Raw genomic sequence first — 17683 nt, 5'->3', positions numbered from 1 at the left:
TAACTATGAAAAAACAGGGCGTGTTACCCACGTCATCATCGCGGTCCCACACCCTTGTTATTTACAATCCTAGATGGATTGAGGCGCCCCTTGGGACTCCATCGTCTCCTTGGAAACAAACCGTTCACAGTACTCAATAATGAGGCTTCTGCGCACAATCCCGATAAAGCGATTCATATCATCCACAACTGGCACGAAGTTCTGCACTTTTGCCAGATTAATCAGATCCTCCATCCGGGCATCGATGGACACCGGCTTCATGTCCATGCGGAAAGGAACATCCTTAAGCAAAAATTTCGAAGCGTTCTCAAATGTGATTTTGCCATCCGAGTTCTTCATATGCCACAACAGATCCCCTTCGGTCACCGTTCCAGCATACTCGCCGTTCTTACCGAGTACGGGCACAGCCGTATATCGATGAAACTCCATGCGTTCCAGCGTCTGCCTGAGTGTGGAATCCAGCGTTAAACAGATTACTTCCTGCTTCGGCAATAGAAAAAAAGCGATATTCATAAAACATTATCCTCCTTATGACTTCAACATCATGAAGCCATGTTAAGTAACCTTCTCTTATGAAGCCTAGGTATGCAGGTTACTCCTTCCCCTATCCATACTCATACATACGTTAGCTTCATCGTTCTGATTCCCTTGTATAGGGCACAAAATCAGCAGCCAGACAACCCGGACTGCTGATTGAGGTGAAGCAACGCACTATGACCATCATCCGGAAGTACCGGTGTTTATTTATTTCAGTTTTTGCTTCTCTGCATCTTTTGGCTGCAGCAGTTGGTTGGCCGGTGTGTTCGGATCCATCCAGCTGTCAATCAGATCGCGGGCTTCCTGCACATCTTCCATATCGGGTTCATTATAATAAACACCGCCTATTTTCATGCCTTCGCCCATAATCGTATAGCTGGTCATATCCACCTTGCCTCCGGTCAGCATCTGCTTGGCCAGATCAATAATGAACTTTGGCTGCATGTCGGTTTGGAAATTATCACCCATGATCTCAATCAGCTCCGGCACCTTGCCGATCTGATCAAGCTTCATGACCCGCTTGGCAGCGACATCCAGAAACACCTGTTGTCTCTTCGCCCGATTAAAGTCGCTATCTTCACGGTAACGCACATAATTCAAGGCTTCCTCACCGTTGTAAATCGGCTTGTTTGCCTCGATCGTAAATTTCTCGTGGTCTTTGCCTTTATTGACGATATCCTTGCCAATCGGCAGTTCAACCCCGCCAATGGCGTCAACCACGTCCTTCAATCCCTGAAAATTAATGGAGGCATAATAGTTGAGGTCCTCCTCAAAAAATGCTTCCATCGTATCTTTGGCCATCTGATGACCACCAAAGGCAAATGCGTGGTTAATCTTATCCTTCTTGTCCTTACCGATAATATCGACATACGTGTCCCTTGGAACTGAAATGAGCAGCACCTTGGAATCCAGTGGACGCACAACTGCATAGATCAACGTGTCCGAACGCGCAGGCTCATCCTCCCGCTGGTCACTGCCCAGCAGCATGACAGAGAACGGTTCGCTTTGAAGTACTACAGGCTCGGGTGTCTTGTCGCTCTGCAGCGGTTTATACGATTTCTGCAATGATTCCTCTACATCCTTTGCCATAAACAAATCAAAGGCTACAACCGCAAGCTGTGTTCTGAACAAAAATGCGGATGATCCCAGCAGTATGACAACAGCGAGAGTAATATATATTGATTTCCTCTTCATGAGTTCGATTCCTTCTTTATTATAAAATAAATTAATGGATAAGTCAGATCGTTAAAGGCCCTTAATTGCACCCAAAGCTACTTGGCTCACCCTCCTTTCCTTATTAAACGGGATATCCTCCCGTTGACTCACTTTTATTTAGAAGACCAGCTTCAGCACATCATCTATTGTAAACCAGATGATTATCAATTGTGAACCCTTCACGGGCAGTTCTATAAATCTACCAAATCTTCATCTATCAGCTAAACAGCAAGCTTGTCATGTGAAAGAGCAAGCTTATCATGCGAAAGAGCAGCTGCGATTCCCGAATATTGAAACCAGTCATCCAGCCGCTCTTTCCATGTTAACGTTTTGGCAAATCCGTAGTCAAATAGCTTTCGGGTCTCCTCAAATCTTGCTTCTTTGGATTCAGTTCCCATGACAACCGCGATAAGCCGGCTGCCTTGCTTCTCGGCCGTACCCGTGAAACAGTACCCTGCGTTGACCGTGTATCCTGTCTTTAAGCCGTCTGTACCTTCATAAGAGTAGGGGCCTCCCAGTGACGGCAGCATCCAGTTGGTGTTGCTTAAATATAAATTTCGTCCACTTATTTTCGTTTGAGTCTTGCTGGAGGTGCTGAGAATATCGGGGTGGCTTTTAATCAAATGCGCGGCAAGCTTGGCAGTGTCTTCGGCTGTCATAACGGTTTCTCTCTCCGAAGACCATTCCTGGTCGTTGTCCGTATGGCTCTCTACGCCCGAAGCATTCACGAAATGCGTAGAACTGGACAGCCCGATCTCTTTAGCCTTGGCATTCATCTTCTGGACAAACGCCTCCTCGGAACCTGCAAAATGCTCCGCAAGAGCGACGGCGGCATCATTGGCCGAATAAACCGTTATGCTCTGGAACAACTCGCGCACCGTAAGGAATTCACCGGACTTTAAGGCAATCTTAATTCCACTTACGCCGCTTGCCGTATCGCTGATCTGAACTTCATCATCCCAGGATTTTTTTCCTGTTTTGATATCATCCAGTATCACCAATTCTGTCATCAGCTTGGACATGCTTGCAGGCGGTAAGGGGATATCGCCGTTCTCGCTGAGCAAAATACGCCCGGTGTTCAGATCCATCAAGACAACCGCTCGCGCGTCCACCTTGGGCCTAAACCCCGCTCGTTCTATATTTCCTATGACCACCGCCCCAATGGGTACGGTTATTAACAATACCATCACCAGCCAAAGCCACCGTTTTTTCATAGAATTTAGCCCTCCATACTATTAGACGGATGAAACGGGCATTTGGTCTGCTTTTTTTCAAAAAAAATATTTAGGAATATTTGTAAGTTCATTCACTGGTTTAACGGAAAAAAGGACCCCCATCCGCCCATAGACGGAGGAAATCCTTGAGTAACTCTGTTAAACTTCTTATCCATATGAAGTTAATTGTCAGAAAACTTAGATAAGAAGAGTCATATTAAGCGTAGTGACAAGCTACAAAATGATTATCGCCCATATTGCGGTATTCTGGAATCTCCTGTTTGCACAGATCCGAAGCCAGCGGACAGCGAGTGTGGAACTTACAGCCGGATGGCGGATTCGCCGGGCTTGGAATGTCGCCTTTCAGTACGATCCGATCGCGCTTTAGCGTTGGATCCGGTACGGGTACGGCTGACAGCAACGCTTTGGTATAAGGATGGAGCGGATTGCGGAACAGCTCTTCCTTGCTGGCCATTTCTACCATCGATCCCAGATACATTACCCCAATTCGATTGCACAAATGCTCTACAACGCTGAGATCATGAGAAATGAACAGATAGGTCAACTGCTTCTCACGCTGCAAGTCACTAAGCAAGTTGATGATTTGCGCTTGGATTGAAACATCCAATGCCGATACGGGCTCATCCGCTACGATAAAGTCGGGATTTAGAATCAACGCACGGGCAATCCCGATCCGTTGTCGTTGTCCGCCAGAGAATTCATGCGGATAACGATCATAGTGATATGCGGCAAGGCCGCAGATCTCAAGCGTTTCAATAACCCGGTCTTTAAGTTCTCTGCGATTAACTAAGCCGTGGTCAATCAGAGCCTCGCCAATCGCTTCCCCTACTTTAATTCTTGGGTTCAGCGAGCTAAATGGATCCTGAAACACGATTTGCATTTTCGGACGAAGTGCACGCAATTTTTCTTTAGATAATGAATGGATATCCTGACCATTGAAGATTACTTTACCTTCTGTTTTTTCCAGCAAGCGAAGAATGGTCCGGCCAATGGTGCTCTTACCGCAGCCTGATTCGCCTACAAGCCCAAAGGATTCGCCTTTGTTAATGGAAAAGCTGACGCCATCGACCGCTTTTACATTGCCCACCGTCCGCTGCAATATGCCGCCGGTAATGGGAAAGTATTTCTTCAAACCATCAATTTCGACCAGTGCCTGACTCATTGTGCTTTCCCCTCCTCTTCATACAACCAGCAAGCGACCTTGTGGCCATTCGGATCGGTACCGAGCGGAGGTGTTTTCTCTGTACATATCTGCATGCACGATTCACAGCGATCATGGAAATGACAGTTGTCTCCAAGATCCACCGGGTTTGGAACCTGTCCCGGAATTGAGTACAGACGTTCCTGCGTCTGGTTAATAATCGGTTTAGCTTTCAGAAGTCCTTTGGTATAAGGATGCTTCGGATGCTTGAAGAGCTCGATTACAGGCGCTTCTTCAATGACTTTACCTGCATACATAACTACAACATAATCCGCCATCTCGGCGACCACACCCAGGTCATGCGTAATTAACATAATGGATGTGTTCAGCTTCCCTTTAATATCGCGCATCAGATCCAGAATCTGGGCCTGAATCGTAACGTCGAGTGCTGTTGTTGGCTCATCAGCGATCAAGAGCTTCGGATTACAGCTGAGTGCAATGGCAATCATGATCCGCTGGCGCATACCGCCACTAAGTTCATGCGGATAGGAGTCGAAAATCTTCTCCGCACGCGGAATCCCAACGAGATTAATGAGGTCAATTGCACGTTTTTTTGCTTCTTTACGGTTAACCAACTGATGAAGCAGAATCGGTTCAACAATTTGTTCCCCGATCGTCAATACCGGGTTAAGTGAGGTCATCGGTTCCTGGAAGATCATGGCGATATCATTACCACGAATCAAGCTCATTTCGCGCTTGCTCATCTTCAGAAGGTCCTTGCCATCATAAAAAATCTCGCCCCCTACTGGAGGTGTATCAATTAAACGCATGAGTGACATGGCTGTCACGCTTTTACCACAGCCCGATTCACCTACCACGCACAGTGTTTCGCCTTCACGGATTTTGAAGCTGACATCGTCGACGGCTTTTACAGTACCTGCGGAGGTTTGAAAATGCGTTTTTAAATTACGGAATTCAACTAGTTCTTTTGCCATATTCGCATCTCCTACTTCTTCATTTTCGGGTCAAGTGCGTCGCGAAGCCCGTCACCAATCAAGTTGATTGCAACAACCGTTACAAGAATACACATGCCTGGCGGTATCCAGAGCCACGGTCTCTTACGGAAGTCAATCAAATTGTTTGCGGCTGAGATCATATTCCCCCATGATGGCGTTGGTGGAACAACACCAATTCCAAGAAAACTCATTGCAGATTCAAAGATAATCGCCCCTGCTACCCCTAAGGTTGCAGATACAATAATAATCGGAATCGTGTTAGGAAGCAGGTGACGGAAGATTTTGCGGCGATCCTTGAGTCCTAAAGCTTCGGTCGCTTGCATAAACTCCTGCTCGCGGAGCCCCAAAATTTGACCACGAACGAGACGGGATATACTACTCCAGCCGAGTACCCCGATAATTAACATCAGGAAATAGATACGGTCCGTTGGCTCCACCTTCAGGTCTGACAAGATCGCGCCCAGAATAATCAGGATCGGCAACGTAGGCAGAGCCATAAAGATATCAGCCATACGCATAATCAGCGTGTCTACCCATTTACGATAAAAGCCTGCTAGAGCTCCCAAGGTTGCTCCGATGATGACCGAAATTCCTGTCGCAACGAGCCCAACCAAAAGAGATATTCGTCCAGCAAGCATTATGCGCAGCAGAATGTCTCGGCCCAGCTTATCGGTACCCAGCCAATATTTCGAGCTAGGGGGTAAGTTCTTGTCTAGCTTACTGTAATCGTACAGGGAATAAGGCGAAAACATCGGGCCAATAAAACATAGCAAAAACATAAATACAACTATAAAAAGTCCGATAACAGCAAGACGGTTTCTGGCAAAACGGCGAATCGCAATTCGCCATGGGGAATCCGGCCGCTTCTTCGGAACTGGTAGATTCGTTTTTAATGGTGCAGCCTCTGCGGACAATTGAATCTCCTCCTACTTTAAGCGAATTCTTGGATCGGCAGCTCCATACAGAACGTCAGACAACAGGTTGCCCAGGAGTGTCAAAACGGATATGAATACTGTGAAACCAAGCATGAACGGATAGTCCCGCATATTGATCGATTCCAGATAAACTTGGCCGATCCCGGGCCAGATGAAAATCTTCTCCATGATGATGGCTCCGCCAAACAGAGATGGCAGCTCGAAGCCCATGAGAGTAATGGCAGGCAGCATCGCATTGCGAAGCGCATGCTTGAAAATTACCGTACGTTCTTTCAATCCTTTCGCACGCGCTGTACGGATGTAATCCTGACGGATAACCTCAAGCATGCTTGTACGGAAATATCGCGTCAAGCTGCCTGTGCTCAGCATTGTAAGAACGGTAACCGGCAAGAACATATGCCATGCGATGTCAACCAACTGATCCCATGTGCTTCCATTCAATCCTGAAGTCTTCATGCCGCCAACAGGGAACCACCCTAAGTCCAAGGCAAAAAACTTGATGAGAAGGAGTCCGATAAAGAAAGAAGGAAGTGACATACACAAGAAGATTACAAGAGTTACGATCTTATCGAATAATGAGTACTGAAACTTCGCTGAGAAGACACCAGCAAAAGTTGCTATAATCCAACTTAATATTAAACTGAAAATTGCAACAAAAAAGGAATTCCATACGTAATTATTCATTACGGTTGTGACAGGTTGTTTGTGCACAAGGGAATCTCCGAAGTTACCCTTTAACATATTGCCCATCCATGTGATGTAGCGCTCTACAGGTTGCTTATCCAAACCATAAATTTCCCGAAGCTGAGCTGCCTTTTCAGCAGTCATCGTCGGGTTGTTCACTGCAGTAATATAATCACCTGGTACCAATGATGATATGGCAAATATAAGAATTGATATCCCGATCAAGGTCGGGATGATCTGCAGCAGCCTCCGGATAATGTACTGCTTCATAATATTCCTCCCGGCTTATAAGTGCATATGCCCAGCTCTTGCGAGCTGAGCATATGTTTCTTGATGCTATTGTTGAATTTCTGCTTTGTACAGATCAACTGCAAAGTTTTTGTAAGGTGTGATGTCAATGCCGTTCAATCTGGAGTTAATCGCCCACATATCGCGTCTTTGGTAGATCGGAAGATCCGGAACGTTCTTGTTCAGCACTTGATATGCTTCTGCATAAGCCGCTTTTCGCTCTTCCAAATCGAAGGAGTTCAGACCTTTCTTCATAGCTGCATCATATTCAGGGTTGGAAAATCCGATATCATTTTGCTGTCCGTCCGTAATGTATACGGTGGAGTCTGGGTCTGGAGTCAAGCCCCAAGCAGCAAAGAACATTTCGAACTCGCCTTTATCCTTCTTATCCATGATTGCGTTAAAGTCCAATGTTTCAGACGTCAATTTGATTCCCAGCTCTTGGTAGTTCTGTGTCATAATCGGAATCAGTGCATCAATTACCGGGTTGTCAGCAGTTGCCGAGAAGTGAATTTCGAATTTCTTGCCATCTTTCTCACGTATGCCATCAACACCTGGAGTCCAGCCTGCTTCATCAAGAAGCTGCTTCGCTTTCTCAACATCGTACTCATACGGATCAATACCTTCATTCGTGAAAGCCCATGATTCGCTGGATTGTGGAATATTGATTACGTTCGCATATGGACCATAAATGATTTCAACAGCTTCAGCACGGTTCAAACCGTACATCAATGCCTGACGAACTTTAACATCTTGGAATTTAGGATCTTTATGGTTCAAAGCAATATATCCGTAACCATTGTATGGGAACATGTTATAATCCAAGAAGCCCATTTCTTTAATAGCCTCTACGTTATCTTCGCTAACGGAAACCATATCTACATCGATTTCACCGGATTGGAACATAGCCAATTTGGTTTCGTCGGTAGTAGTCTTATAGATGACGTTCTTGATTTTTGGTGTGCCCAAGAAATAATTAGGATTAGCTTCCAATACTACCTCTTGTCCAGGAGAGAAGCTTTTCAGTACATATTGACCACTGCCGACTGGTTTGGCATGCAGGTCTTTCATGTACTCTAGATCCCCTTGCTTGTAACCTTTCCCATAAATGGATTCTGGAACAAAATACACAGTACCCAGATTATCCTTAGTCATTGCGTTTGCTTCTGTAACTTCGATTTCAATGGTATTGTCATCAATGACTTTAATCCCGGAAATCTCGTCTGCTTTACCATCGTAATAATCTTTTCCACCTTTAATGTTAACGGACAGAAGGTCGGATTGACCGTCGTAGCTCTTATCATGTAAAACTTTCAAGGCGAAGGCATAGTCTTTCACAGTGACTGGATCGCCATTAGAGTAAGTCACACCCGGCTTTAGTTTAAACGTGTATTTCAATTTATCTTCGGATACTTCTACGCTCTCAGCCAGGCGATTATTATAAGTTCCATCACCGTTTAGCGAGAAGAAACTATCAAAAATTGCGTCTACAACATAACGGTCATATGCTGTTTGCCAGTAGAATGGGCTAAATACCCCTTTTGGTGCTGTCATACCAACAATAAGTGTATCTTTACGATTCAATGCAGCTGCTGGGTTCAATGATGGATCAGTAGCTTCGAAGTAACCTTGGCTCTCATCTCCACCTTCGGCTGGCGGTTCTGTAGTTTCTGTGCCATTGCCTTCAGCTGGTGGTTGCTCTGTTTGCTCCCCTTGACTTGGTGGCTGTTCTGCTGTTCCTCCGCCCGAGCACGCTGCCAGAACCGTAACGGCCATGAGCATGATCACGAACAAGAGTGATATTCTTTTCTTCATGCGAATCCTCCTCTTAAAAAATGTTGTTGCTATAAATTATCAGGACGAATATTGAAATCATCCTTAAATAATTTCGGGTACTTATACTTAAAAGTTCCTGGGATGTCATTGCATGATGTGAAATAAATTGAAAGATTTACAGAAAATATACCATTGGTCAATTAGTGCCAAAGTCTCTAGCAATATCTTCTTGCCTATAAAATTAATGTTATGATACGTGTAAATTTAGGTAACGTCAATTACTTTTTTTCATTTTTCCTAAAAATCATGTTTTTAACGTCATTTTTGAGGTTAATAAATCATTTTAATCGCTTACTTTATCCTTCGTTTACTGAAAATGTATGTAATTTCAAGGTTAATATACATTTTATAGTCAATGTTGGTTTCATGTATGTAGGTTTTTCTAACAATCATTTTAATAACCATTCAATTTCCCGCCTTGTAATTCTAATATCTATTGAAATTATGTTATATATAAGTGAGGTAATATACCGTAATTTTTGATTTGAGTGGCTATAATATCAACTTGGCCTATTTTCGATGTTAAATATTGTTTTCCCAACATCCGCCCCTAGGGCTAGGAACCGTGGACCATCCGAAGTTCATGAATCCTCTCACTGACCAAACAAAAAAACAATCCGGAGGCGGATTCCGGATTGTATCGGACAATTACAGTTGTTCTAAGTCTAGGCCTCGTGCCGTGCTGTGCTCTTAAACTTACGAACTAAATATTCTTCACCCATGCCAGTTTCAAATCCATCTCCTCGATGCACTGCTGCCGGTCATTCGAATCGTCTGCGATAAGCGGCGTAACCGGATAAATCCGCATCGGTCCCCGGTATGTTTTCAGCAGAGGCTGCAGTGAATGGACCCCCTTTACATCCGGATTCAGCCACCTCTCCATGTTTTCCTTGGACAATATGGCTGGCATTCGGGTGTCGAACTCCCGAATCGACTCATTGGCTTCTGTCATGAGAACTGTACAGGTTCTCATTTCGACTCCTCTTGCATCATTCCATGTCTCATACAACCCGGCCATGCCAAAAATCCTATTGTTCTCCACCACCGTCCGGACCGCATAGCTGCGCTTTCCAACGATTCTCCAATAATACAGACCGTTGCAAGGAATAATACATCTGCGAGTATCAATGGTTCTTCGGTATGTAGGATTCTGATCCACTGTGACCAGATCCGCATTGACCGCGTCCTTTCCCCAATAAGGGACTAGCCCCCAGCGGTATTCGTCTAGTATCCGTTCTCCTCCCTCCTGGGTGACAACAGGCACCGATTGGGTCGGGCTGATATTGTAGCGGCTCTTAAAATAATACATCACCCTGCTGATCCCAAAATAATCATTCAGTTCTTCGAGACCGGTGGACATGGAATATCGTCTGCACATACAATTACCTCCTTTTCCCTTTAGCATCTAGATAAAGGAGGTTAAATATGCATCATTCGACGACCACTTCGTTTCTTCCATATGATGTACGATTGTATCCTAGGAATGGACAGGAAATTTCGAATCATCATATATAGACTTATGTTAATACTCATTTATCTTTCTTCTCTTCTAATCAGAATTATGATCAAGAGGATTCTATGTATACTCACAATAGACATCCTTTTCATAAAACCGCCCATTCTGGTTTGTGCCTATTGTACCTTCGGTATAAGTTTCTCTAAATGAGGAGTGCTTATAAATGCCCACCTGTGTTTTTCCAGGATCTATATTAGTACATATATATAGAAGGAATTTTTTATAAAATAACAAATTACCTTTGCCCCTTTCAAAACCAATTGAAAACGAAACCGCGATTTTTGAGACTGTATTGCTCCCGATAGACATTGTCTACCATGATTAGACAATAATTCATGGCTTTAAAACCAAAAAGCTTTAGTATGTATTAGCGTTACAATAACACATTCATCACGATTATGTCTTCTCAGAGAAGACATAATTTCTCCAAAGAGACATGATAGGCATGAACGAATTCATGATACAGAATAAAAATTTCTTTAATTATAGTGACGAACAAACCGTAGAACTGTCGATACCACTCTTTATTAGAACCGTGAATGTCATCAGACATATGTTACATCCGGGTTTCTCCATCATCTTTGCAGATGCTTCATTTCCCTCAAGAATTATCCTCAAGAACAGTGGTATTGAATCTATTAAGCCTCCGTTCCCCAGGATGTGTACCTTAACAGAATTTTCATCGTTCTTGTGCCATAACCCATGCCACGATACTCTTTAGAATTACTATTCCGATACTGAACATATCATTTCTTTCATCCATATGGGGTTTGAATCCTTATATATTTACTCTATGCAACCCTGCAATTCATTGCAGAAGCAAACTACAGTTGAAAACGCTCTCTTTACAGACATAACCAAATATGTTATATTACTTCTATAATTACATATAAGGTGGTGAAACTATGAAAAAGAAATTGGCTATGTTCGGATTAACAGCTATTCTTTCAATTTCTATTACTTCTATTGCGTCCGCTTCTTTTGAGACTGCTTCCTGTGAAACCCAACAATGTTGGATGGATAAATAATTAGTAATATAGGAGGCTGGCAGTAGCATACCCTCCAGCCTTCTATAATTGTCGAAAAGGAAGAATAGTCTCTGCACCTAAGAATCAGTGACTAACTTATACAATACAAGATTGAACACAATCAACGGTCGAACTGATTAAAAAATGTTTACAAGTACAATGATAATCACACTGGTTGTGGAAATTGCCAATGCACCAATTTTTGAACGCTGCTACAGAATGATGCTTATTATATCGGCTTCACGGCTGCAAGTAATATGCGCTCCAGCGAGATCCTCCACCACATCCAAGGTCAAGAATATACTTCACTTCAATATCTACATATTTTTTAATAGTTTGAAGGCATCCATTGTTCTTCAGCTATACGGAGTTGCATAAGTTAAATGAAATCTGCTATCATGAAAATTAATTGGAATTTTTTAGCTTCCCTTCAATGAAATTCACTTTACGTTCTTGTATTCACCAAACACCCCAGTCTTAGATTACTCTTATCTTAGGCTGGGGTGTTTGGTGTTTGATCATCTTCCATAATTATGCTTCTGGTAACCGAGGGACGATAACCGTGATGCATGAATACGAAGTGATATCAAAGTCACCCCCTGATTTATTTATTCTTACCTGGGCTTGCCCTATCTTTGCCGGCAATTAGATATATCCCTCATAATTGGAGGCAATACATTCAAGGATTACAAGTAGTTTATTTGTCGAATAATTCTTGTCAGCAGCCGCAGCATTACAAATCTGCCTAAACTAAGTTGCAAAAGCTTGATTAATCGTTACAGAATTACCGCTAACAGCCCTATCATAAATTGCAACAATTTAAACTTACTACCAAGATATAATATAAAAATTTACACCACGGCTAGATCACAATAGTAGCGTCGATAATAATCTGACTTCTTCAATAATTGTTCATGTGTCCCTATAGCACTAATGCGTCCTTGGTCTAATACAAGAATAACATCACTATTCATCACGGTAGTTAAGCGATGAGCAATAACGATGCGTGTACATGCAATATCAGACAAATAACGATCAATTCTCTCTTCATTTAAATGATCAAGTGAGCTTGTAGCCTCATCAAGCAATAAGACTGTTGGTTTAGTTAGCAGTGCCTTCGCTAATGCAATCCGTTGCCGCTGACCACCTGATAGATTCATCCCCATCTCACTTATCATCGTATGATACTTCATTGGCATCTGCATGATTTCATCATGAATTTGAGCAGCTTTCGCTGCCTCCATTACATCTTCTATCGTTGCTTCAGCTGCAGAGAATCTAATATTATCCAGTATACTGCGATTAAATAGATAAATATTCTGAGGTACAGTACCAATCTGCTTCCGTACATGCTGCATGTCTAAATTATTTGAATAAATATCATCATAGCAAATATGACCTGTTGTTGGTTCAAATAAGCCAATCAACAGATTGACCAAGGTCGACTTTCCTGCACCAGATTGACCAATAATTGAAACCTTCTGACCAGGCTTAATGCTCATACTAATATCACTCAATATTGGATCGGAAAACTTCGAATATGCATAGGAAACATTTTCTAATTCAATCTTCCCTGTCAATTCTATTTTTTTTCTGCCATCGTAATTTTCAATTGAAGCATCAAGTACATCTTGAACTCGTTTTAAATATGAAGTTGTGAGAATAAAGCTATTAACTGTCCCAACCAAACTACCACTTACTCCAAAAAATTGACTTGCTATGGATTGAATCGCAATCAGTATTCCCAGTGATATTACTCCATCAAAGACTCGATATGCACCCACCCATAATATGATAAGTGGTGCCGTTATTTGTAATAAACTAGTCAATGTTACCAGTATGTTGGTGATTCGTTCTTTACTGCGATAAATATCAAGCAGATTCATAAAATGTTGTTGCCACTTCTCAAACATACTCCCTTCAACACCACTGGTCTTGATATGAAATATACCCAACAGCATCTCCGTTTGTACCGATTGCACATTCGTTCCTGCAAGAATCTGACGCTGATTCCATTCAGCGATTACCTTCTTAGTAAATACAATTGCAATGATATTGATTAGTGATAAAGCAACAACTAACAATGCCAATGAAGTAGATTGTATCGACATATATATGAAAAGAACGATTAACATTAATGCATCTAATAACCCACGAATGATACTCCCAGAAATAAGTTCACGTATCATATTCAATGAGTTAGCTCGAAACAGCAGATCACCAAAAGAACGAAGCATAAAGAAACTATAGGGAAGTTTGAGTAAATGTTGAAAAAAATTAGTCTGTAACAATGAATCCAAAACATTGTGCATTGTAATAAGTATTCTACCCCGAATATAGGTAAAAATGGATGAAGTGACTAGCATGATGATAATACCCAATGCCATAACACTCATCATGGTCGTATTAGCAGGCATAATTACCTTATCGATCAATTGCTGAATTAAAATTGGCATTGCTATGGCACACAATTGTAATACAGCAGTTACTAAAAATACAAGCATGAACATTTTTTTATTTTGGATTATAAGTCTGAACATAGTAGCCCAGACATTGGCTGCCTTTACACGCTCGAAGGTTACTGTTGGAATAAGTTCTAACACGTAGCCATGAAAGTGGCGCATAAATGATTCTTCAATCAAATGCTTGCGTCCAATAGCAGGATCAATAATCGTATACTTCTTCTCATTTGAATTTTTCTTATTCTTATTTTTGATTCGCTCCAAAACTACATAGTGATTTTCGTCCCAGAGAATAATAGCTGGTAACTGTAAAGTCTCTAAAAATGACAAGTCAGATTTATAACATTTTCCTGTAAACTGAAACTGTTCCGCTGCCTTCTTCAGCTGATACATACTAGTCCCATCACGTCCACTGCCTAGTGCTTCACGTAAATCATACATACTTATACTACTCTTATAGTAATGCATGACCATTGCCAAACAGCAGGCCCCACACTCCGTTTGCTGCATCTGTTCAATGAATGGTACGCGCCATCGGTGATCTTGTTTATTTTGCCTTTCATCATTCAAACGCATCATCTCCATATCTAACTAAACGATAACATTAGAGTTATCGTGGCAATTCAAATGCAAGTATAGACGGCACCCGATTATCTAACAATCGTAAATATTCGTACCCCATTCCAACAATCCCTGTCATCAATCCATCACACTCCAATCTTGCAATTAAGTGGTTAGATGACTTATATGACTCATAATCTACAATTGCTTGCAATGCCCAATCATTTGCAATATCTTCCAGATTAGGATCATTCATCAGTTTACTTAAGTGTAGCAAAATATCGGCATTGCCTAATATTCCGTGACACAAACAAAAACTATTATATATAGTCCCACGATTCAACAAAGTCTGCAGTGCATTCTTATAGTCTTGATTAACAAATTCCCACTCTTGTGCATGTAGGAGATTCATTGCTTCAAGCTGACGCATAATCTCTGCACGAGCAAGTGCGATCCCTGGAGCACCATGACACCAAAAATCAGCAAATTCCTGTCTATCTGTAGAGCGCAAGTCTCTCCAGTTTTGTTCAATATCCGAATAGTAATGATTTTCATATACGAGCAAACGATTCGCCATTATCAAATACTCATCCCATTTTGAATGATTATTATGAAACCTAGCAAGCCATATGAACGCCCATGCTAACCCAGCTGCACCATGAGATAAACCCGTTAACAATATTTCATTATTTGTAGTACTATGATTATTAACTACATATTGATTCGTCAGTCCATCGGGGTCTATTGTCGAATTAGCATCAAAATTCCATTCCTCCATTAATGTATAAAGGCGTTCTCCAGCCGCCTGTGCCACATGCAAATATACTACATCTAGCAAAGCTTCATAGACACGAAGCAGAACAATAATACAACCTGCAAGTCCCTCAATCATATCATATTTAGTTTCTTGTTCTATTATCCTCATCAATTCAGGTAACCTATTCTTGGCATCTTCTAGCAAGGTATCATCTTTCCATAACAACCCACAATAATTGAGTGCATAAATATGAGCACCTTCCCCTGAATAAGCTGAAGTTGAAATTGTTACTTTTGTATGCAATTCGCTAGCTTCATCCACTTTCGGCCTATTTGTATACATATTATTCAAAAGCTGTCGTGTCATTTCCCGATATTTCTGGTCGGAAGTGATATCCGCTAGTTGAGCGAGATATAACACATAACCGCCTAGACCACTATATATACTATGGTCTAACCATACTGGCTTATATTTATTTCCTTCTCCAACTAGAGAAGAAAACCCAATACACAACATATTACCATCATTTGTTTTGATAATGCGATTCATTATACTATTACCTATTGATGTCGCGTATTGCTGAATTTTTGTGGTTTTATTCTCATTATCAATGACTGTAGTATGGCAATTAAACATATCAAAACGCTGACTATATAAATGACTATCACTATGATGATCACTGTCCTCCATGCTAGACAAAGACCAGCGCAAATATTGTAACTGCTTACTTAGATCATCTTCAGATAACTGCATCAGGTATTGTTCAACTAACTCAATAATCGACATCGGATAAAAATCACGTATACAGACTCCATTCATATCATATAAGTCATGACTGTTAAGTGAGAACATAAAGTAAGGAATATCTTGCTGCTGCATTTGGTCCAACTCACGTTCGATAACGACTTGTGGTGGAAATGTCGAGTTATTAACTATAATATTTAGTAAGCGATAGCGATCTGATTCATTCTGTAAATAATCCGGATGCAGACTATGGGATAACAACTTTCCATACAAGGCTGTCGCGCGAAATACATGGCGACCCGTCGCATCAGAATATGGTAAGAGTATGTCACGAACAAAAGTATCGCGATGCGTAAGCAGTAAGCGATACAAATCACAAAAGCCTTCGATTATATGCTTTGCATATATTGAGCCGTCCATATATTCGCCATTTAATATTGGTCGATTTTGTCCTTCAGCTGTCGTATAAAAATCTTCAATGAAACATTCTTCATCCGTGCCAACATTATTAATACGCTGAATCTTCATTAATTGCGACTTCTGTCCACCTCGACCACCTACTGCACTTAAATCAATATCTAAAAGTGGACTAGGAGAATAAACTCCTGGTAGCATAAGAGATGAAAATACTGTTCGCAAATTTTGCTCTCCTAGCATATTCTGCAATTGGGTCTCTGCTAATGGAGTAAATACTGTCTCTAAATCAATTAATACCGGCTGAGATCCACTTGCGATAATATTCTCAGAATGATAATCGGTAGCACCGCATATATAGCATAATGCCGTTAATGCACCTAGACGATAATAGAACTGTTCCACTTCCATAATGGATTGACATGAATTATGACTGATAAATTCATGATATCCATAAGCCCCACAATTGAGCACATTTGGACTGCTCAACAAATACTTAATACCCCTCTCGTTAATCCACTCAATCATAGTACTGTAACATTCATCTATATGTAAGGAGTGAGGTTTGTACACTAGTTTAGCACCACTGTCAAATTTTAAAATTGCAACTGATTTACCTTTATTATGGGTATCCCCTGCTCCAATCTCTACCCCAGTTAGACAATCATATTCGCAGCCACTTCCCAACTTCGCCTTGAATTTGTTCCAATCTGAACTGTAATGAACAATTACTTCTCGTACATATGAGCTGAACATTAATGTGAATTCTGTCAAACACCTAGCTAAAACTGGATATGTATCGAAGAACTCTCTTAAATGAAGTGAATCTTCTAACAGTTTAAAATACACTTGATATCGTTCGTTCGGCGATTCAGTTGTTAATTCACCTAATTGACTAGCAATGGATATCTCAAGCATCGTTGTTTTGTACTGCAAAGAAGACAAACGCTGTACACACGCTTGCATGAGCCCTTGTTCAACTTGAAATTTATCAATAATATCAACATTAATGTTATTCAGAACTTCCTGAAGATTGCGCCAAAATTCTGCTAGAAATGGACGAATTATAGGACTAGGTTCTATTTCAATAAACTCATTAACATTAGAGGCACTTAATATTCGGCCCAGATTCTCCTCCCATTTTGTATGAATAACACTGCACTTATCTAACTGGACGTGTTTTTCACTCATCACTATTCACTCCTTATCCTATATAAAGAACCATCTATATTCTAATATTTGACATACATAGACCATGCTTTCTACATAGCGATCTTATACGATTGTTTAATGGACCTGAAAGATCCTTTATAT

At 41.5% G+C, this 17683-nt stretch carries 12 protein-coding genes; 1 reads left to right on the top strand and 11 read right to left on the bottom strand.

Annotated features, from left to right (window positions below; all coding sequences use genetic code 11):
* Positions 1–69: 69 nt before the first annotated feature.
* The 9 genes from WDY75_RS00210 to WDY75_RS00170 form a co-directional block, all read right to left on the bottom strand.
* Positions 70–513, bottom strand: coding sequence for a CBS domain-containing protein (locus WDY75_RS00210; protein WP_006207322.1), 444 nt, complete (start codon positions 511–513; stop codon positions 70–72).
* A 231-nt stretch (positions 514–744) separates the two neighbouring features.
* The gene (locus WDY75_RS00205; protein ID WP_063478199.1) at positions 745–1731 is read right to left on the bottom strand and encodes an LCP family protein; all 987 of its coding nucleotides are present in this window, start codon (positions 1729–1731) and stop codon (positions 745–747) included.
* 242 nt (positions 1732–1973) lie between these two features.
* Positions 1974–2966, bottom strand: a complete 993-nt coding sequence (locus WDY75_RS00200) for a D-alanyl-D-alanine carboxypeptidase family protein (RefSeq protein WP_063478200.1) — start codon at positions 2964–2966, stop codon at positions 1974–1976.
* 217 nt (positions 2967–3183) lie between these two features.
* On the bottom strand, positions 3184–4149 hold the full coding sequence (locus WDY75_RS00195; protein WP_006207325.1) for an ABC transporter ATP-binding protein: 966 nt from the start codon (positions 4147–4149) through the stop codon (positions 3184–3186).
* Positions 4146–5123, bottom strand: a complete 978-nt coding sequence (locus tag WDY75_RS00190; protein WP_006207326.1) for an ABC transporter ATP-binding protein — start codon at positions 5121–5123, stop codon at positions 4146–4148. Before WDY75_RS00190 ends, WDY75_RS00195 begins: the two co-directional genes overlap by 4 nt.
* Positions 5124–5134: 11 nt before the next feature.
* Positions 5135–6058, bottom strand: a complete 924-nt coding sequence (gene opp4C / locus WDY75_RS00185; RefSeq protein ID WP_063478201.1) for an oligopeptide ABC transporter permease — start codon at positions 6056–6058, stop codon at positions 5135–5137.
* 12 nt (positions 6059–6070) lie between these two features.
* The gene (locus WDY75_RS00180) at positions 6071–7033 is read right to left on the bottom strand and encodes an ABC transporter permease (protein ID WP_063478202.1); all 963 of its coding nucleotides are present in this window, start codon (positions 7031–7033) and stop codon (positions 6071–6073) included.
* A 66-nt stretch (positions 7034–7099) separates the two neighbouring features.
* Positions 7100–8866: an ABC transporter substrate-binding protein gene (locus tag WDY75_RS00175; RefSeq protein ID WP_063478203.1), complete on the bottom strand. Its 1767-nt coding sequence runs from the start codon at positions 8864–8866 to the stop codon at positions 7100–7102.
* Between the two features lie 724 nt (positions 8867–9590).
* Entirely contained in the window at positions 9591–10265 is a 675-nt protein-coding gene (locus WDY75_RS00170; RefSeq protein WP_063478204.1) for an SOS response-associated peptidase, read from the bottom strand.
* Positions 10266–11308: 1043 nt separating this feature from the next.
* Between WDY75_RS00170 and WDY75_RS00165 the strand changes: the two genes are divergently transcribed.
* Positions 11309–11431, top strand: a complete 123-nt coding sequence (locus tag WDY75_RS00165) for a hypothetical protein (protein ID WP_269148263.1) — start codon at positions 11309–11311, stop codon at positions 11429–11431.
* A gap of 851 nt (positions 11432–12282) precedes the next feature.
* Here WDY75_RS00165 and WDY75_RS00160 read toward each other — a convergent pair.
* Both WDY75_RS00160 and WDY75_RS00155 read right to left on the bottom strand, forming a co-directional pair.
* A complete protein-coding gene (locus WDY75_RS00160) occupies positions 12283–14463 on the bottom strand; it encodes a peptidase domain-containing ABC transporter (RefSeq protein ID WP_231887967.1) in 2181 nt (726 codons plus the stop codon).
* 40 nt (positions 14464–14503) lie between these two features.
* Positions 14504–17560 carry a type 2 lanthipeptide synthetase LanM family protein gene (locus WDY75_RS00155; RefSeq protein WP_063478206.1) on the bottom strand — a complete coding sequence of 1019 codons (3057 nt, stop codon included), beginning with the start codon at positions 17558–17560 and terminating at the stop codon, positions 14504–14506.
* Between the last annotated feature and the right edge of the window lie 123 nt (positions 17561–17683).

The sequence above is a fragment of the Paenibacillus glucanolyticus genome (assembly GCF_037333485.1).
GTDB classification, from domain to species: Bacteria; Bacillota; Bacilli; order Paenibacillales; family Paenibacillaceae; genus Paenibacillus_AQ; species Paenibacillus_AQ glucanolyticus.
The sequence above is the reverse complement of the archived record's forward strand: the minus strand, read 5'-3'. Positions and strand labels throughout refer to the sequence as shown.